18 protein-coding genes are annotated in these 17,936 nt (G+C 61.7%); 6 read left to right on the forward strand and 12 right to left on the reverse strand.

Annotation, left to right across the window (positions count from 1 at the left end; all coding sequences use genetic code 11):
* Nucleotides 1–12: 12 nt before the first annotated feature.
* Genes AAIA72_RS08565 through AAIA72_RS08575 form a run of 3 tightly spaced genes read right to left on the reverse strand, consistent with a single transcriptional unit; the run spans nucleotide 13 to nucleotide 1,988 of the window.
* Complete coding sequence (locus tag AAIA72_RS08565) at nucleotides 13–1,311, reverse strand: hypothetical protein (RefSeq protein ID WP_369599907.1); 1,299 nt, start codon at nucleotides 1,309–1,311, stop codon at nucleotides 13–15.
* A complete protein-coding gene (locus AAIA72_RS08570) occupies nucleotides 1,311–1,511 on the reverse strand; it encodes a DUF2249 domain-containing protein (RefSeq protein WP_369602987.1) in 201 nt (66 codons plus the stop codon). Before AAIA72_RS08570 ends, AAIA72_RS08565 begins: the two co-directional genes overlap by 1 nt.
* A gap of 45 nt (nucleotides 1,512–1,556) precedes the next feature.
* The gene (locus AAIA72_RS08575; RefSeq protein WP_369599908.1) at nucleotides 1,557–1,988 is read right to left on the reverse strand and encodes a hemerythrin domain-containing protein; all 432 of its coding nucleotides are present in this window, start codon (nucleotides 1,986–1,988) and stop codon (nucleotides 1,557–1,559) included.
* Nucleotides 1,989–2,211: 223 nt separating this feature from the next.
* Between AAIA72_RS08575 and lon the strand changes: the two genes are divergently transcribed.
* Nucleotides 2,212–4,614 carry an endopeptidase La gene (gene lon, locus AAIA72_RS08580; protein WP_369599909.1) on the forward strand — a complete coding sequence of 801 codons (2,403 nt, stop codon included), beginning with the start codon at nucleotides 2,212–2,214 and terminating at the stop codon, nucleotides 4,612–4,614.
* Here the strand turns inward: lon and AAIA72_RS08585 are convergent.
* Together AAIA72_RS08585 and AAIA72_RS08590 are read right to left on the reverse strand one after the other, a co-directional pair.
* Nucleotides 4,563–5,327 (reverse strand): DUF3047 domain-containing protein, encoded by a 765-nt coding sequence (locus AAIA72_RS08585; RefSeq protein WP_369599910.1) that lies wholly within the window; start codon nucleotides 5,325–5,327, stop codon nucleotides 4,563–4,565. The two genes, lon and AAIA72_RS08585, sit on opposite strands and share 52 nt — an antisense overlap.
* Before the next feature lie 30 nt (nucleotides 5,328–5,357).
* Nucleotides 5,358–5,696 carry a hypothetical protein gene (locus AAIA72_RS08590; protein WP_369603026.1) on the reverse strand — a complete coding sequence of 113 codons (339 nt, stop codon included), beginning with the start codon at nucleotides 5,694–5,696 and terminating at the stop codon, nucleotides 5,358–5,360.
* Between AAIA72_RS08590 and AAIA72_RS08595 the strand changes: the two genes are divergently transcribed.
* The 5 genes from AAIA72_RS08595 to AAIA72_RS08615 all read left to right on the forward strand — a co-directional run bounded on the left by AAIA72_RS08595 (nucleotide 5,626) and on the right by AAIA72_RS08615 (nucleotide 10,511).
* Complete coding sequence (locus AAIA72_RS08595) at nucleotides 5,626–6,750, forward strand: branched-chain amino acid ABC transporter substrate-binding protein (protein WP_369599911.1); 1,125 nt, start codon at nucleotides 5,626–5,628, stop codon at nucleotides 6,748–6,750. The genes AAIA72_RS08590 and AAIA72_RS08595 overlap by 71 nt on opposite strands.
* Before the next feature lie 69 nt (nucleotides 6,751–6,819).
* Entirely contained in the window at nucleotides 6,820–7,749 is a 930-nt protein-coding gene (gene livH, locus AAIA72_RS08600) for a high-affinity branched-chain amino acid ABC transporter permease LivH (RefSeq protein ID WP_369599912.1), read from the forward strand.
* On the forward strand, nucleotides 7,749–9,050 hold the full coding sequence (locus AAIA72_RS08605; RefSeq protein ID WP_369599913.1) for a high-affinity branched-chain amino acid ABC transporter permease LivM: 1,302 nt from the start codon (nucleotides 7,749–7,751) through the stop codon (nucleotides 9,048–9,050). Before livH ends, AAIA72_RS08605 begins: the two co-directional genes overlap by 1 nt.
* A complete protein-coding gene (gene livG, locus AAIA72_RS08610; RefSeq protein ID WP_369599914.1) occupies nucleotides 9,043–9,810 on the forward strand; it encodes a high-affinity branched-chain amino acid ABC transporter ATP-binding protein LivG in 768 nt (255 codons plus the stop codon). The genes AAIA72_RS08605 and livG overlap by 8 nt, the downstream gene beginning before the upstream one ends.
* Complete coding sequence (locus AAIA72_RS08615) at nucleotides 9,810–10,511, forward strand: ABC transporter ATP-binding protein (RefSeq protein ID WP_369599915.1); 702 nt, start codon at nucleotides 9,810–9,812, stop codon at nucleotides 10,509–10,511. Before livG ends, AAIA72_RS08615 begins: the two co-directional genes overlap by 1 nt.
* Nucleotides 10,512–10,577: 66 nt before the next feature.
* Here the strand turns inward: AAIA72_RS08615 and AAIA72_RS08620 are convergent, their stop codons facing one another.
* The 7 genes from AAIA72_RS08620 to AAIA72_RS08650 form a co-directional block, all read right to left on the reverse strand.
* Nucleotides 10,578–11,084, reverse strand: a complete 507-nt coding sequence (locus AAIA72_RS08620) for a hypothetical protein (protein WP_369599916.1) — start codon at nucleotides 11,082–11,084, stop codon at nucleotides 10,578–10,580.
* Between the two features lie 114 nt (nucleotides 11,085–11,198).
* On the reverse strand, nucleotides 11,199–11,804 hold the full coding sequence (locus tag AAIA72_RS08625) for a hypothetical protein (RefSeq protein WP_369599917.1): 606 nt from the start codon (nucleotides 11,802–11,804) through the stop codon (nucleotides 11,199–11,201).
* Nucleotides 11,801–12,352 carry a hypothetical protein gene (locus AAIA72_RS08630; protein ID WP_369599918.1) on the reverse strand — a complete coding sequence of 184 codons (552 nt, stop codon included), beginning with the start codon at nucleotides 12,350–12,352 and terminating at the stop codon, nucleotides 11,801–11,803. Before AAIA72_RS08630 ends, AAIA72_RS08625 begins: the two co-directional genes overlap by 4 nt.
* A 127-nt stretch (nucleotides 12,353–12,479) precedes the next feature.
* On the reverse strand, nucleotides 12,480–13,124 hold the full coding sequence (locus AAIA72_RS08635) for a hypothetical protein (protein WP_369599919.1): 645 nt from the start codon (nucleotides 13,122–13,124) through the stop codon (nucleotides 12,480–12,482).
* The gene (locus tag AAIA72_RS08640; protein WP_369599920.1) at nucleotides 13,066–13,527 is read right to left on the reverse strand and encodes a hypothetical protein; all 462 of its coding nucleotides are present in this window, start codon (nucleotides 13,525–13,527) and stop codon (nucleotides 13,066–13,068) included. Before AAIA72_RS08640 ends, AAIA72_RS08635 begins: the two co-directional genes overlap by 59 nt.
* Before the next feature lie 85 nt (nucleotides 13,528–13,612).
* Nucleotides 13,613–14,515 (reverse strand): NAD(P)-binding protein, encoded by a 903-nt coding sequence (locus AAIA72_RS08645; RefSeq protein WP_369599921.1) that lies wholly within the window; start codon nucleotides 14,513–14,515, stop codon nucleotides 13,613–13,615.
* Nucleotides 14,512–17,832 (reverse strand): YncE family protein, encoded by a 3,321-nt coding sequence (locus AAIA72_RS08650; RefSeq protein WP_369599922.1) that lies wholly within the window; start codon nucleotides 17,830–17,832, stop codon nucleotides 14,512–14,514. The genes AAIA72_RS08645 and AAIA72_RS08650 overlap by 4 nt, the downstream gene beginning before the upstream one ends.
* Between the last annotated feature and the right edge of the window lie 104 nt (nucleotides 17,833–17,936).

Below are 17,936 nucleotides of genomic sequence, written 5' to 3' on the forward strand. Positions count from 1 at the left end.
GGGCTTCGCGCCTCAGCCCGGTGGAAGCACTGCGAGGCGAGTAGCCCGTCGGTAAAGGCGACAGGCCTGTTGCACCGCGTACCCGAGGATGATGGCCTCAGCTGCACACACGGCGGCCAGCAGCCACAATGGCAAGGGCGCCACCGCCGCCAGGGCCCACAGCCCCGCCGAGACCCCGTGCAGACGCACCAGCCAGGTCTGGCGTTGTGGCGGCCAGAGCACCCGCATGCCCGGCAATTGCCGGATGATGTCGTAACGGCCATTCGCTGCCCGTTGCAGATGCAGATAGCTGAGAAACGGTACAATCTTGAACAGCATGGCGGTGACCACGCCCCAGATCACCCCCCAGAGCCAGAGAGCGCCCACTGCAGTCTCCGACAGGGTTTCCGGCCACAGGGCGCGAAGTATCATCAGCACTACCGCCACCATGGCCACGATGGCGACCTGTTTCCACAAGTCCACGGCCGGATCGGGCGTGCTCCGGCGGCGGTGCAACAGTAACCGTGCCAGCGCCAGCAACCAGACCGCTCCGACACCCGCACCCAGAACCATGAGCGGTGTCACCAGCCACCAGCGCCCCAGCCATGCCGATACGGCTGCCACTGCGGGCAAACCGGTCAGGAGAGCGGCCGTCAGCACGCGCCAGCGGTCATCCAATGCCGGCGTCACAAAGAACATGGGGACAAAACGGCTCGACACGGCCACAATCAGCACGCCGATCCAGGCCGATAGCGCCATGAAGACATGAACGGACGTCCAGCGCGCATCCTCAGGCAGCGGCGCCCAGTCGAGCCACCCGGAATGCAGGGTGGATTGCTGCCAGCCCAGCAACAAGGTGAACACCAGTCCGAACCAGGCCTGAATCAGCTCGCGATAGGCCTTCTGACGAACGCCGAGCGTGACCATCACCAGCGCATAGCTGGTCAGAACGACCGCAAGCAGTGCCACGCCGGTACCGACCGCGACCCGCCCGCCAAACGCCAGCCCGCCCGTGAACAGCGCCGCGCCACCCCACAGGCCGGCACGCCAGAACGGCACCCAGAATCCTTCGCCGGGAATCCTGAGCGCCGTCATCACGGCGGAAAACTGCACGGATGCCGCCACCAGCACACTCATGAGTGCACCCAGAGTAAACAGATGAACTGCAGCGATGAAGACGGGGGCAAGCCGGTGAATATGCGGCTGCCAGATCCCCAGTGCGGCAACCGCGGCCCAGGCCAGCGCCGCCAGCCAGGGTGCCGCCCGGAAAAAACCGAAAATCCGCTTCCAGGGCGGCAGATATTCCAGTGAAAGCCCCTGAGGTACGCTCATCAGCGATCCTCGCCCGGAACCTCCAGCTCCGGATCCAGCCACAGATGGATATAATACTGCCCCGGCTCGAACTCCAGCACCCGGACAAAAAAACCCTGCTCGCGGGCAATTTCATAGAGGGGATAGGGCTCGCGATCCAGAATCACCCGCAGCACCTGCCCCGGCCCCAGCATGGCCATCTGGCTGGTCGCCTGCACCAGGGGTTCAGGGGGGAAAGTCCCCGCACATCCAGATCCACATACATGTCAGCCGGCCTCCGCTTGCCGGCAGGACAGTGTCAGCGCCACGGGTCCCGTCACCGTCTGATCCAGCATGGGATAAAGAATGCTTTCTTCCTTCATGTTGTGCTGCTGAATGGTGGCCATCAGCGCATCGGCCGCATCCAGCGCCGCATCCGTATCCCCGCTGGCGATCCGCTCGGAAACCGTATCGAGCATGTCACGCATCATCGCATGTTCCTGACGCATGACCAGGGTCGGTCCCATCGGTCCGCGCTGAGCCTCGAACCCGGGGAACAGCACATTTTCTTCCTGGCTGAAGTGCAGCAGCAGTGCCTCACCAAAGGCCTGCCAACGTTCAGCTGCCGCCGGATCGCCGGTCTGGATGGCAGCTTCGGCACGGGCGAACAGATCATCACAATAACGGTGATCCTGTGTCATGTCCTGAGAGATACTCACGGTCAACCCCGTTATCAGTTCTTGTACGAGGGCCCAGTATGCCGCATCCCCCCTTCGCCTCGCATGACATTCATCAAGCGCCGGTGACTTTTGTGGCGGATCCGGTGTCTGCCGGAGCCGGCGTTTGACATGCGTCATCCCCGGACACTTTTCCGGGTTCAACCTTTAAAAGCAGTTCCGGCGTCCGCATATACAGGATAAGTTCAATTTCAGAGGTGGCTCCATGACGGAACAGGACCGCAGTACCGATATCCCCGAAGTGATTCGCGATGGTGAGGCAGCCGGCAGCCCGGCCATCCCCCGTGACGTGCTGCCCACCAGCATCTATCTCATCCCCATTACCAACCGCCCCTTCATGCCCGGACAGATCCAGCCGGTGATGGTGGACGCCGAGCGCTGGGGAGAAACCCTGAAGCGGGTCGCCAACACCGCACACCGGATGGTGGGGCTGGTTTATGTCCCCAACCCGGTGGATGCCATCCTGCCCGATCAGCCGACACTGCCCATGACCGGCTGTCTGGTACAGGTACACCGGATCAGCGAGGAAAAGGGGCAGCTCCAGTTTGTGGCCCAGGGCATCCGTCGCTTCCGCATCCGTCACTGGCTGCACCGTTCGCGGCCGTATCTGGTGGACGTGGAATACCCGCGCACGCCCGATGCGGAAGATCCGCAGCAGATCAAGGCCTATGCCCTGGCCATGATCAACACCATCAAGGAACTGCTGAAGCTCAGCCCCCTGTATTCCGAGGAGCTGAAGCAATACCTCACCCATTTCGGCCCCGAACAGCCGGAACCGCTGACCGATTTCGCCGCGTCCATGACCACCGCCAGCGGCGAGGAACTGCAGGAAGTGCTGGACACCCTGCCACTGGTCAAGCGCATGGAAAAGGTGCTCCACCTGCTGCGTCAGGAAGCCGAAGTGGCGCGCCTGCAGACGGAAATCCGCGAAGAGGTCAACGAAAAGATCCAGAAGCATCAGCGTGAGTTCTTCCTGCGCGAACAGCTCAAGGTCATCCAGAAGGAGCTGGGGATGCAGAAGGATGACCGCACCGCCGACATCGAGGAATTCGAGGCCCGCATGGCGGCCCTGAACCCGTCCGAGGCGGTCATGAAGAAGTTCCGCGAGGAACTGAAGAAGCTGTCCGTGCTGGATCCCCACTCCGCCGAGTACGGGGTGGCGCGCAACTATCTGGACTGGCTGACCCAGGTGCCCTGGGGGCACTACAGCACCGACAACCTGGATCTGAAACACGCCCGCAAGGTGCTGGATGCGGAACATGACGGGCTGGATGACATCAAGGACCGGATCATCGAGTTTCTCGCCGAAGCCGCCTACAAGGGTGAAGTGCGGGGCTCCATCATCCTGCTCGTGGGCCCGCCGGGCGTGGGCAAGACCTCCATCGGCCGTTCCATCGCCGCAGCGCTGGGGCGTGAGTTCTACCGCTTCAGTGTCGGCGGCATGCGCGATGAAGCCGAAATCAAGGGGCACCGTCGCACCTACATCGGCGCCCTGCCGGGCCGGATCGTGCAGGCCCTGAAGGAAACCGGCACCTCCAACCCGGTCATCATGCTGGACGAGATCGACAAGATCAGCCACAGCTATCAGGGAGATCCGGCTTCCGCCCTGCTGGAGACCCTGGATCCGGAACAGAACAGCGCCTTCATGGATCACTACCTGGACGTGCGTCTGGATCTGTCCCGGGTTCTGTTCATCTGCACGGCCAATACCCTCGACAGCATTCCGGGACCGCTGCTGGACCGCATGGAAATCATCCGCCTGTCCGGCTACCTGACCGATGAGAAGCTGGCCATTGCCAGGCACCACCTGTGGCGACGCCTTCTGGAACGGGCCGGTGTCGCTCCGGATCGCATCCGCATCACGGATGCCGCCATCCGGCATATCATCGAGGGCTACGCCCGCGAGGCCGGCGTGCGCAATCTGGAAAAGCAGCTCCACCGCGTGCTGCGCAAGGCCGTGGTCAGGCTGCTGGACGATCCCCAGGCCCGGGTCTCCATCGGCGTGAAGGATTTGAAAACCTACCTGGGCGAGCCGGTCTTCCGCAAGGAAAAGCAGCTCAAGGGTGTCGGAGTGGTCACCGGTCTGGCGTGGACCGCCATGGGCGGTGCCACCCTGCCCGTGGAAGCCCAGCTCATCCACACGGCCAACCGGGGCTTCAAGCTGACCGGCCAGCTCGGGGACGTCATGCGCGAGTCGGCCGAAATCGCCTACAGCTTCATCAGTTCACGGCTGAAGCAGTACAAGGGTGATCCGGCTTTTTTCGACAAGGCCTTTGTCCATCTGCACGTGCCCGAAGGGGCCACGCCCAAGGACGGCCCCAGCGCCGGTATCACCATGGCCACCGCATTGCTCTCGCTGGCCCGCAATCAGGCACCGAAGGCCGGCGTGGCCATGACCGGTGAACTGACCCTCACCGGCCAGGTGTTTCCGGTCGGAGGCATCCGGGAAAAGGTCATCGCCGCCCGTCGCCAAGGCATCCGCGAAATCATTCTGCCGGCGGCCAATCGTGGCGACGTGGAGGAACTGCCCGATTACGTGCGCGAGGGCGTGACGTTCTACTTCGCCTCCACCTTCGACGACGTGTTCAGGGTGATGTTCTCCAGCTGAAGCCCGGTGTACCAGGCAGTCGCCCGCTCACCGGTGTTGTCCGTATCGGTCATCACGGCGACACCGGTCAGCCCCCGCGGCCGGAATCCGAACGCGGCCTCGAAGTCCGCCATCAGGTTGCGGCGGTGACTGCGCCACTGGCCCGCCTCTGCCGTGCCGCTGTCCACCACGATCATGCGCACCCGGTCCGTATAGGGGTTCGGAACGATCAGCCCCTTTTTCGCCTTGCTTGCCCAGATGTAGTTGATGGCCGCAAAGGGCAGATCCTTGCCATAGATCATGCGTGCGGCGCGCAGCTTCATGCGCTCACCCCAGCTCAGCAGCCCTTCATCGAAATCAAAGGTGACATAGATGCGGGCCGGATAATCATCACCATCCCGGCGCGACACATCGCCCCGGGCCAGCACACCGGATACCTTCCAGCGCCAGCTCAGGGTGCTTTCCGGGGTCAGCCCCACGTTCAGCGCATACCTCAGGCCCGAGGCAGAAGCCTCCGCCTCGGCTTCCAGGATACCGCCCGCGTCCTCCGTCACCAGCCGGTAGCGGGTATGGCGGGGAATCTTTTCGAACGTCATCGGCGCCCAGCGGGCATCCAGTCCCCCTTGTGCTCCGGCAAAATCCAGGGCCAGGGACTCTGCCGCCGCCTGCCCGGCGAGCCCAAGCATAACCAGACCGCCTGCCAACACACCAATCAATTCCTTTATGGAATACATGCCATTCCCCATCGTTGTGGTATTTACGTATTACACCACAAACACCTGCTGCATAAAATGCGCATCACCAGTTGTGATGATGTTTTGTCCTGTCTTTCTATCATAGAAGAGCGTTTGCAAGGTGCTGTTTTCAGCACCTTTTTTTTTGCCTTTTTGGGAAATCCCGGCTGTCAAGCTGCGGCAACCCCTGATTGCGCGGGGCTTTCCACGACCGCCGTTTACGGGTAACATTTCCCCGTTTGCTTCCGTCGGAAGCGATATGAAGATTCTAACGATAACCATTTTCGGGAAGACAATAATGAAGAAAACATTCGCTCGAAACGTGCTGAGCCTCAGCGCTTCTGTGATGCTGATGGGCGCAACAGCCATCACACATGCGGACACCATTCAGATCGCCATCGCCGGCCCGGTAACCGGCCCGGTTGCCCAGTACGGCGACATGCAGATCATCGGTGCCAAGATGGCCGTTGAGCAGATCAACAAGGCCGGTGGCGTCAATGGCGACACCCTGGAAGCGGTTGTCATGGATGATGCCTGTGATCCCAAGCAGGCGGTCGCAGTGGCCAACAAGGTCGTGAACGAGGGCATCCGTTTTGTCGTCGGTCACCTGTGCTCCAGCTCCACGCAGCCGGCATCTGACGTTTATGAAGATGAAGGCGTACTGATGATTACTCCGGCCTCAACCAACCCGGAGATCACTCAGCGTGGTTACAAGTACATCTTCCGCACCATCGGTCTGGACAGCGACCAGGGTCCGACGGCGGGCAACTTCATCGCCAGCAAGATCAAGCCCAAGCGGGTTGCAGTGCTGCATGACAAGCAGCAGTACGGTGAAGGCATCGCCAGCTCCGTCAAGAAAACCCTGGAAGAAAAGGGCATCAAGGTCGTGATGTTCGAAGGGATCACGGCCGGCGACAAGGACTTCTCCGCCCTCATCGCCAAGATGAAGCAGGCCGATGTGGATTTTGTGTACTATGGTGGTTATCACCCCGAGCTTGGCCTGATTCTGCGCCAGTCTCGTGAAAAAGGCTTCAAGGCCCAGTTCATGGGTCCGGAAGGTGTCGGCAACAAGGATCTGAGCGCCATTGCCGGCGAAGCGTCAGAAGGCCTGCTGGTCACCCTGCCGCCTGCATTCGACCTGCGCCCGGAAAACAAGGCACTGGTTGAGGCATTCAAGGCCAAGGGTCAGGATCCCAGCGGTGCTTTCGTCATGACGTCCTATGCTGCAGTCAAGGTCATGGCTGATGCGATTGCCGCAACCAAGACAACGGATACCGATGTCCTGCAGAAGTACATCCACACCCATTCCTTCAACACCCCGATGGGTGAGATCAGCTTCCAGGAGAACGGCGATCTCAAGGGATTCCAGTTTGACATCTACACCTGGCACGCTGACGGAACCAAAACGCCGGTCAAGATGTAACCCGACCCTGAGCCCGAAACACCTTCCCGCGCAGGCGGGAGGGTGTTTTTTTTAATGCGGAGAGAGTCAATGTTAGCGTTTGACCCCTATTACTTTGCCCAGCAGTTGCTCAACGGTCTGACCGTGGGCAGCACCTATGCACTGATCGCCATTGGTTACACCATGGTGTACGGCATCATCGGCATGATCAACTTCGCCCATGGCGAGATCTACATGATCGGCATGTACAGTGCGTTTGTTGCCATTACCGGCATGGCCGCATTCGGCATCGAGTTCCTGCCGGTCATCTTCTTCGGTGCCCTGATATTTGCCATGATCATCGCCAGCTCGTTCGGCTGGGCGGTGGAGCGGGTCGCCTACCGGCCCCTGCGCGGCGGCAACCGGCTTATCCCGCTGATCTCCGCCATCGGGATGTCCATCTTCCTGCAAAACTATGTCCGCCTGTTCCAGGGCTCATCCGACATTGCCATTCCCCACCTGATTCAGGGTGGCTGGTCCTTCGGAGACGCCTCGGGCTTTCAGACTACGCTGTCCTACATGCAGCTGATCATCTTCATTACCACCATTGTGTCCATGGGTGCACTGACCCTGTTCATTTCCCGCTCGCGCATGGGGCGCGCCTGCCGTGCCGTGGCGGAAGACCTGAAGATGGCCAACCTGCTGGGTGTGGACACCAACAAGGTCATTTCCTTCACCTTCGTCATCGGGGCGGCGCTGGCTGCCGTGGCCGGCCTGCTGCTCGGCCTGTATTACGGCGTCACCAACCCCTACATCGGTTTCATCGCCGGACTCAAGGCCTTCACCGCAGCGGTACTGGGCGGAATCGGCTCCTTGCCGGGCGCCATGCTGGGCGGCCTGATTCTCGGTGTCACGGAAGCCATGACTTCTGCCTACTTCAGCACGGAATACAAGGATGTGGTGGCCTTCGGCCTGCTGGTGCTGATCCTGTTGTTCCGGCCCACCGGCATTCTGGGCAAGCCTGAAGTGGAGAAAATCTGATGCCTGCAACCTTACCCTTTGCACTGTTCACGGCGCTTATCACCTTCCTCGTGTCTTTCCCCATCATGGGGGTCAGGCTCTCGAAGGAAGGCACGGATCTCGTCCTGCGGTCGGCCGATGGCGGCACGCTGACGGGCATTGGCCTGGCCGTTCTCGCCGTCTTTCTCTTTCAGTTGTTCAGGCCACAGATCACCGGCCTGTTTGGTGGCCTCAAGGCCGGGCTTCCGGCACTCCCGGCCATCCTGCCCAAGGATGAAGACAAGAAGGCACGCGTCGAGCGGGCCATCCTCTGGGTATTGGTCGGCATTGCGCTGGTATTCCCGTTCATGAGCTCCCGGGGCGCCACGGACCTGGCCACGCTGGTACTCATCTATGTGATGCTGGGCCTGGGACTGAATATCGTGGTCGGCCTGGCCGGTCTGCTGGATCTGGGTTACGTGGCTTTCTATGCCGTGGGTGCCTATTCCTACGCCCTGCTCAGCGACTACTTCGGCTTTTCCTTCTGGGCCGCGCTGCCCATCGGGGGTCTGCTGGCCGCCACTTTCGGCTTTCTGCTCGGTTTTCCGGTACTGCGGCTCAGGGGCGATTACCTGGCCATCGTCACCCTGGGCTTTGGTGAGATCATCCGCATCCTGCTCAACAACTGGACTGAACTGACCGGTGGTCCAAATGGTATTGGCGGCATTCCCAAGCCCACCCTGCCGGCCATTCAGCTGGATCCGGAGGTTGCCGTGGTCGGCCTGGAGTTCGGCCGCCGGGCCAAGGAAGAGGGCAACATTCCCTTCCATGAGTTCTTCGGCATTCCCTATGACAGTGGCTACAAGGTCATTTTCCTCTACGTGATTGCCCTGGTGCTGGTTCTGGCCACGGTCTACGTCATCAACCGACTGATGCGCATGCCGGTGGGCCGCGCCTGGGAGGCCCTGCGTGAAGACGAAATTGCCTGCCGGTCGTTGGGCCTGAACCGCACGGCCATCAAGCTGAGCGCCTTCACCATCGGCGCCTCCTTTGCAGGTTTCGCCGGCTGCTTCTTTGCCGCGCGTCAGGGATTCATTTCTCCCGAATCCTTCACCTTCATCGAATCTGCCATCATTCTCGCCATCGTGGTGCTTGGCGGTATGGGCTCCCAGCTCGGCGTCATTCTTGCCGCCGCCGTCATGACCATCCTGCCCGAGGTGGCACGCGAGTTCTCCGAGTACCGCATGCTCATGTTCGGCCTGGTCATGGTCGTCATGATGATCTGGCGTCCGGAAGGTCTGATCCCCATGAAGCGTCCGAAACTGGAGTTGGCCCATGACTGATATCATGCTTGATGTTCAGAACCTGAAAATGCAGTTCGGGGGGCTTCTGGCCGTCAACAACGTGTCCCTGCAGGTCCGGGAACACCAGATCGTCTCCATCATCGGCCCCAACGGTGCAGGCAAGACCACCGTGTTCAACTGCCTGAGCGGTTTCTACCGCCCGACCGGCGGCACCATTCATTTCCGCGGACAGCCGGTACACGGACTGCCGGATTACAAGATCTCCCGGCTGGGCATGGTGCGGACCTTCCAGCACGTGCGCCTGTTCAGCCGCATGACCGCCGTGGAGAACCTGCTGGTGGCGCAGCACCGGCACGTGAATACCAACCTGCTGGCAGGACTCTTCAAGACACCGTCCTACAAGCGCAAGGAGTCCGAGGCCATGGAGCGGGCCACCTACTGGCTGCGCAAGGTGGGGCTGCTGGAATTCGCCAACCGGGAAGCCGGCAACCTGGCCTATGGTCAGCAACGTCGCCTGGAAATCGCACGCTGCATGGTGACCGAACCCAAGCTGCTCATGCTGGACGAGCCCGCTGCCGGCCTGAACCCGAAGGAAACCCGTGACCTGGATGAGCTGATCGTCAGCATCAAGGAAGACTACAACGTATCCGTGCTGCTCATCGAGCACGACATGGGACTGGTCATGGGCATCTCCGATCACATCTACGTGGTCAACCAGGGCACTCCGCTGGCGGATGGCACGCCGGAAGAAGTGCGCAACAATCCTGCCGTCATCAAGGCTTACCTGGGAGAGGCGTGATGCTCAAACTCGACAATGTCACCACACACTACGGCAAGATCGAGGCGCTGCACGGCGTCTCCGTTGAAGTCAGGCAGGGCGAAATCGTCACCCTGATCGGTGCCAACGGTGCCGGCAAGACGACGCTGCTCATGACCGTCTGCGGCGACCCGCAGGCCAGCTCGGGCACCATTACCTTCGAGGGCCAGGACATCACGCACCTGTCCACTTCCGAGATCATGCGTAACGGCATTGCCATCGTTCCCGAAGGGCGGCGCATCTTCCCCGGCCTCACCGTGCTGGAAAACCTGCACATGGGCGCCTTCTTTCAGACCAGGGCCCAGTATGAGGAGTCACTGGAACATGTCTTTGCCCTGTTCCCGCGACTCAAGGAACGCGTCAACCAGCGTGGCGGCACCATGTCCGGTGGGGAGCAGCAAATGCTGGCCATCGGTCGCGCACTGATGAGCCGGCCCCGGCTCCTGCTGCTGGATGAGCCCTCTCTGGGTCTGGCACCGCTCATCATTGCCCAGATCTTCGAGATCATCGCCCGCCTGCGCGAAGAAGGCATGACCATCTTTCTGGTTGAACAGAATGCCAACCAGGCCCTGAAGCTGGCGGACCGCGGCTACGTGCTGGAAAACGGACGTGTCGTGCTGGAAGATACGGGAGACGCCCTGCTGGTCAACGAGGATGTCCGCAAGGCCTATCTGGGCGGCTGATGTAAACAGCGCTCCACCAGGGAGCGCTGTCACTGTGTCACTGTTTCCGGTCAACTGAGCAGGCTTTCAGTTAACCTTGACCAGATCCTTCTTCAGGCTGGCCGGAACATCGTTGATGGAAATCACTTTCATGCCATCCACGACACCCTGACTGCTGGCGGCATTCAGCGCGGCTTGCTCACTCAACGTAACCGCGTGCTGCTCGGGCAGTTTCCACATGGCACCAGTAGCCGGATCCACAATCAGAATACCTATCAAGCCACCAAACAGGATATTTCCGACGTACCAGCCATCCAGACTGGTATCCAGCGTGGAAACCTGCTCCTGGTAGCCTTCCTTGTCAAACTTGACCTGATAAGTCTCTCCCTGAAAGAAGCCCGCCTTGGTGCTCAGAATGATGGTTGAGGGAGTTTCTCCGCTATGCACCAACACTCCAGACTTGTTGCGAATTTCAAAGTGCGCCCCGCTGGGATAGGACGTGATCGCTACCGGATACTTACTATCACTTACGATCGTTGCACATCCGGACAAGCCCACACCAACAGCCGCAGCTACTGCCAATTTTTTAAACATTCTGTACAGCTCCTGTAAAACAATCCAATGTTGCCCTCCAAAATGGGCAGCGGGATTTTACACATCCGGCCCGTCAATTTCTACCATTCGGCCTAGAACATTCGGAAGGCTCACTCAGTTTTGAAAAACTCGTCCTTCAGCTGCGTTGGGTGGTGTCAGATATAGTGTTTCCTCCGTGGGCCAGCGCGCCGGCAATGTCCGGACGCTGGCCGGTTTCATTTCAGGAGGGCGATTGGTCAGCCGCCAGACCGGCCCGGACCTGGCCAATACCGCCGCATCACCCGCCCAGACCGGATCCAGCACCCGCCAGGACGGTAACACTTGCCTGAGCATCTCGGGACCATGCCGGGTAAGCAGAACGCCTCCTTCTCTCTGCTGCCCGAGGAGGTCGGCAGCCTGCCAGACCGGTGGCGATGAAGGGGCCTGCCATGCGGCGATCCAGCCGGAGAGCGCAGCGGCCAGCAAGAGCGCGGCAGTCAGACGCCGGTAATGGGAAAGCCCCCAGAGGCAGGCGAATACGAAAACAGGCAGCAGGTGCCGCAAGTGCTCCGGGTTCTGGGCCAGCAACGTCCAGCCGGCGGTTGCGGCCCATAGCCATCCGTAAAAACCTTTCTTCCTCGCCGCCCGGATTCCGGTGTGCCGCAGCAACGGCAGCATGCAAATTGCCGCCAGGATCAAGCCATTGAGGCCATAACGGGCCAGAGACTCGCCCCAGTTCATCCGTGGCGTTTCCCCCAGGCCGTTCCCCAGGCACCGAAATGTCCCCGGAGAAAACGTGCCCCTTCCACCCACAGCGCCTCACCGTCATGGGCCCACATCCATGCCACCTGACTCATGACCCCGGCACCCGCAAGGCTCACCCACAGTGTTTTCCGGCCAAAAGACAGATCCCTGGCCTGAACCCAGGCCATCACTGCAAGTATCAGCCAGAGAGGTGCCAGACCCGGTCGCACCCCCACACCGAGAATCCAGGCCAGCACGAAGAGACCGTAGCGCTTGCGCAGCAAGGCTGCACAACAGGCCACCAGCAGGCTGGTGCCCGGCAAATCGGACATGCCGGAAACCATGGCCCCCACCACCAGTGGCTGCACGGCGATAAGCAAGGCTCCCCATCCGACTGCCCGGAAGTCTCCGTCACCGTTGCGCCGTTGCAACAGCACGAACACTGCCAGGAACAGGAGCATCCAACTGATGGCATTGACCCGGATCAGCGCCTCCCACGCCGGAATGCCGGCCGCTGTCCCGATGGCACGGGCGAGCAGTATCAATGCAGGGTAGCCGGGAAAGTGGGGGACAGCATGACAACGCTGTAGTCCTCCACCCCCATCGCCAGCCGGAGTGCATCATCATGGGGTGGCAGAATTCCCGCCCCGGCAAGGTCCACGGTCAGCCGACTCAGAAGAGATGTTGCCGGAGGAGCCCGGCAAGCTGTTTCCGGGCCTTCACCAACCCGTCCCGGTCCGGGGGGACCGCGCCGGCACCGAACACACCGGGCTGTCCCACGGCCTGAACACACTCATGCAGCAAGCGCTCCGCCTCTTCACGTGCGGGCGGCGACAGCCTCGGCATCAGGGGCGCCATGTAGGCACGCGTCTTGGCCACCAGCACTTTCGCCTTCTGATAGTCATCCAGCGACTTTTCCGCCAGCTCCAGACGATGGATCACCTTGAGCGCGAACACCTGATCCATGAGACGGGTCACCTGCTCCGTATCCCGCACAGCCACCGCATCCTCGAGTGCATCCCTGAGTTCCGTGGCGTATCGCACATCCAGATAGTCCGCTTCAGCGAGCACATCCGGCACCACCTCACCAAGGGCAGCCTCATCCTTTTCCGCAAGTGCCTTCAGCAGTGTCTGACGCCACTCCAGCAGGGGCTCGGTACCCGCTTCCGCATAGGAGTATGCGGCAACCGGCGAACTCGCCAGCAGCAAGCACATCAGCAGCAGCGCACCGATCAGGGCCGGTCCCAGCAATCCCCACTCAGGCCACGCTGTCCACCTCAATAACCGTTTTCTCGTTCCGGTGGTTGTAGATTTCATGTCTGAGATCCTCCGATCTGAGAATGGAACGGGCCGCCATCATGCCCATTTCCATGGCCGTGTCCGTAAATATGTAGCGGAAGGTGCCCTGGCGTCCACAGGGAATCAGGTTGTCGTACCGTCCCAGCCAGGCCAGATTGCGGGCCCGTTCGCGTTCGTAGCCCATGACCATGAGCGGATAGGCGTGGGCCGCATGGGCATGAAACACTTCTCCCGTATGCCTTGAGGGATCAATGCCCAGTCTGGAGAGATCCGACCAGGCGCGGGCCTTCAGCGTACCGGCGTCAGCACGCCAGAGCGCATCCCCTTCCTGACAGGGAATCTCCAGCATGACCGACGAGTGCCCTGCCGGGGCCATGTCCGGTGAACGCCGGCGTGGCTCCTGCAGACGGGTGGCCATCATGTCCGGGTCCGAAAGGTATTGCCATGTCCAAGGCGAAATGTCTCCTCCCGAACCGGCATATTGAGAAAGCGCAGGGCCCGGAAGCTCAGGGTTGAGGTGCCGCCCAACATCCGGGTGACGTCAGGCAGGGGCAGCGTACTGACCACATGACTCGCGGGCCGGACCTCATGCCCGCCACCACGGCTGAACCGGACGCCGGTGATCCGCCGCCCTGCCGTCTCAAAGCCCGTGACGCGGGCATCGGTGACCACCTCGCATCCCCTTTCAAGGAGCCACTCCCGCAGGCGCTCGAAGATCTGACCGAAACCCAGCCTGGGATACCGGTAGTGCCGGGCGTAGGTTCGGGGGAGGGGCCGCGTCCGGGCAGCAGCCGTCGTGCGACATCCCTGAGGTCAATCAGGGAGATGCGCTGCGCCGCCCAGTCCCCGCTCAGATGGGCCGGGTCGATCCCCCACAGCTTGGCGGTGTAGCCTTCGAAAAAATGCTGATAGAGCGTGGGGCCGAAACGGGCGGTAATCCAGTCCCGGAAACTCATCTGATCATCCGCAACGGCTTGACGGGGCGGACGGATCAGACGCAGGAGCAGGTCCCGGGCCGCACCCACCAGCAAGGGGAAGGGGGCATTGGTCAGCAGATTGCCGAGCGACAGGGGATAGTCGTACACCCGTCCGCGATAGCGGATGACCGAAGCCCTTTCCGCATGCAGGAGGTCGTCGCCCAGCAGTGTCTCGATGAAGGCAAGCAGCTCCGGGTCGCGTGTCAGAAAACGGTGCCCGCCGAAATCGAAACGATAGGTCCCGTCGCGACCCTCGAACGTCTGGGTTGCCGCCAGCCCCCCAACCTGCCTGGCAGCTTCCAGCACCACCACCCGGGCCCCGCCTTCCACCAGCTTCCACGCCGCGGCCAGCCCGGCGGGCCCGCCACCGAGCACGATCACCGGCGGCTCACACTCCGGTCCGGACACCACACTCTTCCGTTTGTCTGTCACTGATCAGTCTCCAAAGTCATGACCTCCCGAACGAGCGTGACCACCGGCGGTTCAGGCAAGTCGGGCACGCTCCTGCGTACGGTGTCCGTCACCCACTGGGGATAGATGCGGAAGTTGAGACGGACCTCCGCCTCCAACGGCCCCCCGGCATTTTCCGGCAGGTCAAATACCTCATCCCGGTAGCCATCCGCGGGAATGCGTGTATCACTGAGCAGCCGGGCATAACGCCAGAACCGCAACCCCACGGGCTTGCCTTCCGCATCACCAAAGACTTTCATGAACAGACGCGTCTCCGGTGGCAGATGCCCTCTTTCATCCGGCTTGCCATGCTCCATGACGATCCGCCCGGCCGCATCGCGCACAGTCACCTGAAGCCAGAGCTGACGGAAATCCGCCACCCCCGTGGGCAGTGCATGCCCTGCCCCGACATTGCGCACGCGCACAACGAGCTTGCCCGGTTCGGTGCGCAGTTCCAGTTTTGCCGAACGTTTCAGCAAGGCCAGGCTCTGGCGCTCAAGATCCGGATTGCGCAGCCCCACAAGGTGATGATTGGCGCCGACAAACTGGTGCGTGACCACGTTATCCTTGAGTCTCCCTCCCTCAGTGCTGCGCCCCGGCACCGGGTCACCGATACGATCCGGATCCGCATGCATATGGCAGTCAATGCAGGTGCGATGCCGGTCCGTGCCCGGCGCATTGAAGGAAGACCGGGCCCACTCATCCCAGGTCGTGACAATGCGCGCGCCATGCCCGGGTGAAAACTCGTCATGGCATCCCTTGCAATACACCGGATCCTTGTAGAACGGCTGACTGTAGGACTCGGCATGAACCCGGGGCGCAGCGTTGATCATGCGCTCGCCGAGCCAGCGTGCGGGTGCAAACCGGCTTTGCTCGCCCACATAAGTGGGCCTGTCCTTCAGATTGACCGTGAACGCGGCGTTACCCCCCGCATCTTCCACCCGGGTAATCCGGTGACAGAACAGACAGCCGGTGCCCTCGTCCAGTGCCCACGGCTGCCGGGAAAACTGTGCTTTCAGTCCGGCGCCCCCGCGTTCGAACATGCGGTTTTCGTTGCCACGGAAGGGCAAACCTGCGGTCAGTCTCTGCGGATTATGGCAACCCACACACCAGCTCCGGAAAGCCTCGCCTTCCGTCTGGCCCGCAAGATCCTCCAGCACCCGGTAATAGGGATTGGACTCCGCCATCAGGCGATGATTGGAGTCCGCCCACTGGCGGAACAGGGTTTCATGGCAGCCGGCACAGGCTGCGGAGCTGATCCACGCTTCCCGGTGTACTTGTGGCCGGCTGTCATCCAGTCTCAGCCAGGTCGATACGAACGGCAGGTTCTCGGCGAGCCGGACCCAGCTGTGCAGTGCCGTCATGTCTTCCGCCACCCCGGCAGGCGGCGCATCCGGATCCACCGGCTCTGCGCCGTCCCGGGGATCTGCGCCCAACCCGCCCTGCGTATCCTGTATGATGCGGATATAGTCCCCCACAAAATCGGAGGCTATCAGGGTTTTCAGTCGCGCATGGCCTGTCACGGCGTTTTCATGCTTGTCCTGGGCGTGAGCCGCCATCAGGAAACGGTTGGTGAAGTTGAAACCATCCATATGGCAACTGCTGCAGCTCATCCAGTTGTCCCCGGCCACCGGGTACCGGGGATTCGCCTGCGTATTGCCGAGATGAAACAGTCGCGAGCCACGACGTTGCTCCGGGGTAAGGCGATCCAGAGTGCCGGTCCGTCCCCACGCCTCGGCCTCCACACGCACCCGGCTGAACGGGCCGCCGTCACCGGTATCCAGTCGGGTCAGCGTGCGCGACTGGATGTTCTGGACCAGCAGCTTCCGTTCAAGGCGCACCAGCCCCCAAGGCATCTGACCCGGCAGATGCCGGACAATCTGGACCGCCTGAGCCCCGCCTTCCGACAACTTGCCCCTGCGGCGCCCCCTTCGCTCGCCGGAGGAGACGCTGTGTCCCCGTGCCCGGTCAAACACAACCAAGTCTTCACTGCCGCTGAAGGTGACATACACCTTGCTTCCGTCTTCGGAAAACACCGCACTCTGAGGGTTGGAGACAATATGTGTCCGGTTGCGCACATCCCGCAGGTTGATCTGCCGGAACAGCACCTTTCGCTCATCGGTTTTCTCCACAATCCGGTCTCCGACAGCCAGCACGGAAATGGCCGGAAATATCGTGGACTGAAACTGGAAGGGATGGGTAAAACTCCAGAGCAGATGGGGCAGCCAGATTTCCTGTTCATCCGGGCTCACCGCGATTTCATCGAGCCCTCGCGGCAGCCCCTGGGGGACAAAAGGATCCGGATCCGTTGTCGTACTCAGACGGAGGGTCTGCAAGGGGCCGGACGCCGGATCCCGGCTGTCCCACACCGTCACCTGCCCCAGCAGCATGTGGCTGATCAGCAGCCGCCCGTCCGACAACAACGCCAGACCTCGCGGGGTCTCGGGCACCGTCACGTGCAAGGCCCGGGTACCGTCCGGCCGGATTGCCACCAGCCCGGCGGACTCGAACAGGGTGACCCAGTACCAGTCGTTGGCCGCATCGTAAAGGACCCCCCATGGGCGCCCGCCCAGCTCAACCCGATGCAACGGCTCCAGCGTCACCGCATCCAGCAGCCAGACCACGCCGGCCACGCTGTCGGTCGCGGCCAGCTGCCCTGCTGCCGGGTTGAGTGCAACCGTCGCCATCATGCGGCCGAGCATGCGCTCCACTGGCCGGTCAGGCGCAGCGGTTTCAATCCGGGATACCGTACCTGCGTCCCGGTTGGCACTATAGAGCACCGCACCATCCGGAGAGGCAATCAGGGCACCACTCCAGATGGCAGCGGCCACAGGTGCAGGCGCTGCCAGTACCACCAGTGCAGTCAGCAATTTCCTGACCACGGACCAGCGCCAGGCATGGGCCAGCACCAGCGGTGCAACCAGCAGGCCGGCATACAGGTGAACCCCCGCGATCCAGGTATCGGCCAGTTGCCCCCGGTTGCCCACCAGCAGAAGCCATACACCGCTGCCCAGCAGGAAACCCAAAACGACATCCAGCAGACGACCGCTGGTTCGCATCCACGGGCGCCGGGAACGACGAATGAGGGCACGGTGGGCCCACCAGAACGGTACAATCCAGACCAGTGACGCCACCAGGCCGCCCACCGAATGAAGGACCATGATCCACCTGTACAGCGTCCAGGGCAGTTGCAGCACATCCCAAAGGACAATGCCCGACACTGCCAGCAGATAAAGGGCGGTTTCCACAGCCGTATTGCGGTAGGCAAGGGGTCTGGAAGTTCGGGAGGAAGGGCGCACGGATCACCTCTGATGCAAATACGTTCGCATTATATTCTCATTTGCACCATTATCCGATATGCAGAGCCGGGTTCATTGACCCCGGTCAATTCACCTGCCCCGGC

Source organism: Thermohahella caldifontis (assembly GCF_041153465.1).
GTDB lineage: Bacteria > Pseudomonadota > Gammaproteobacteria > Pseudomonadales > Oleiphilaceae > Thermohahella > Thermohahella caldifontis.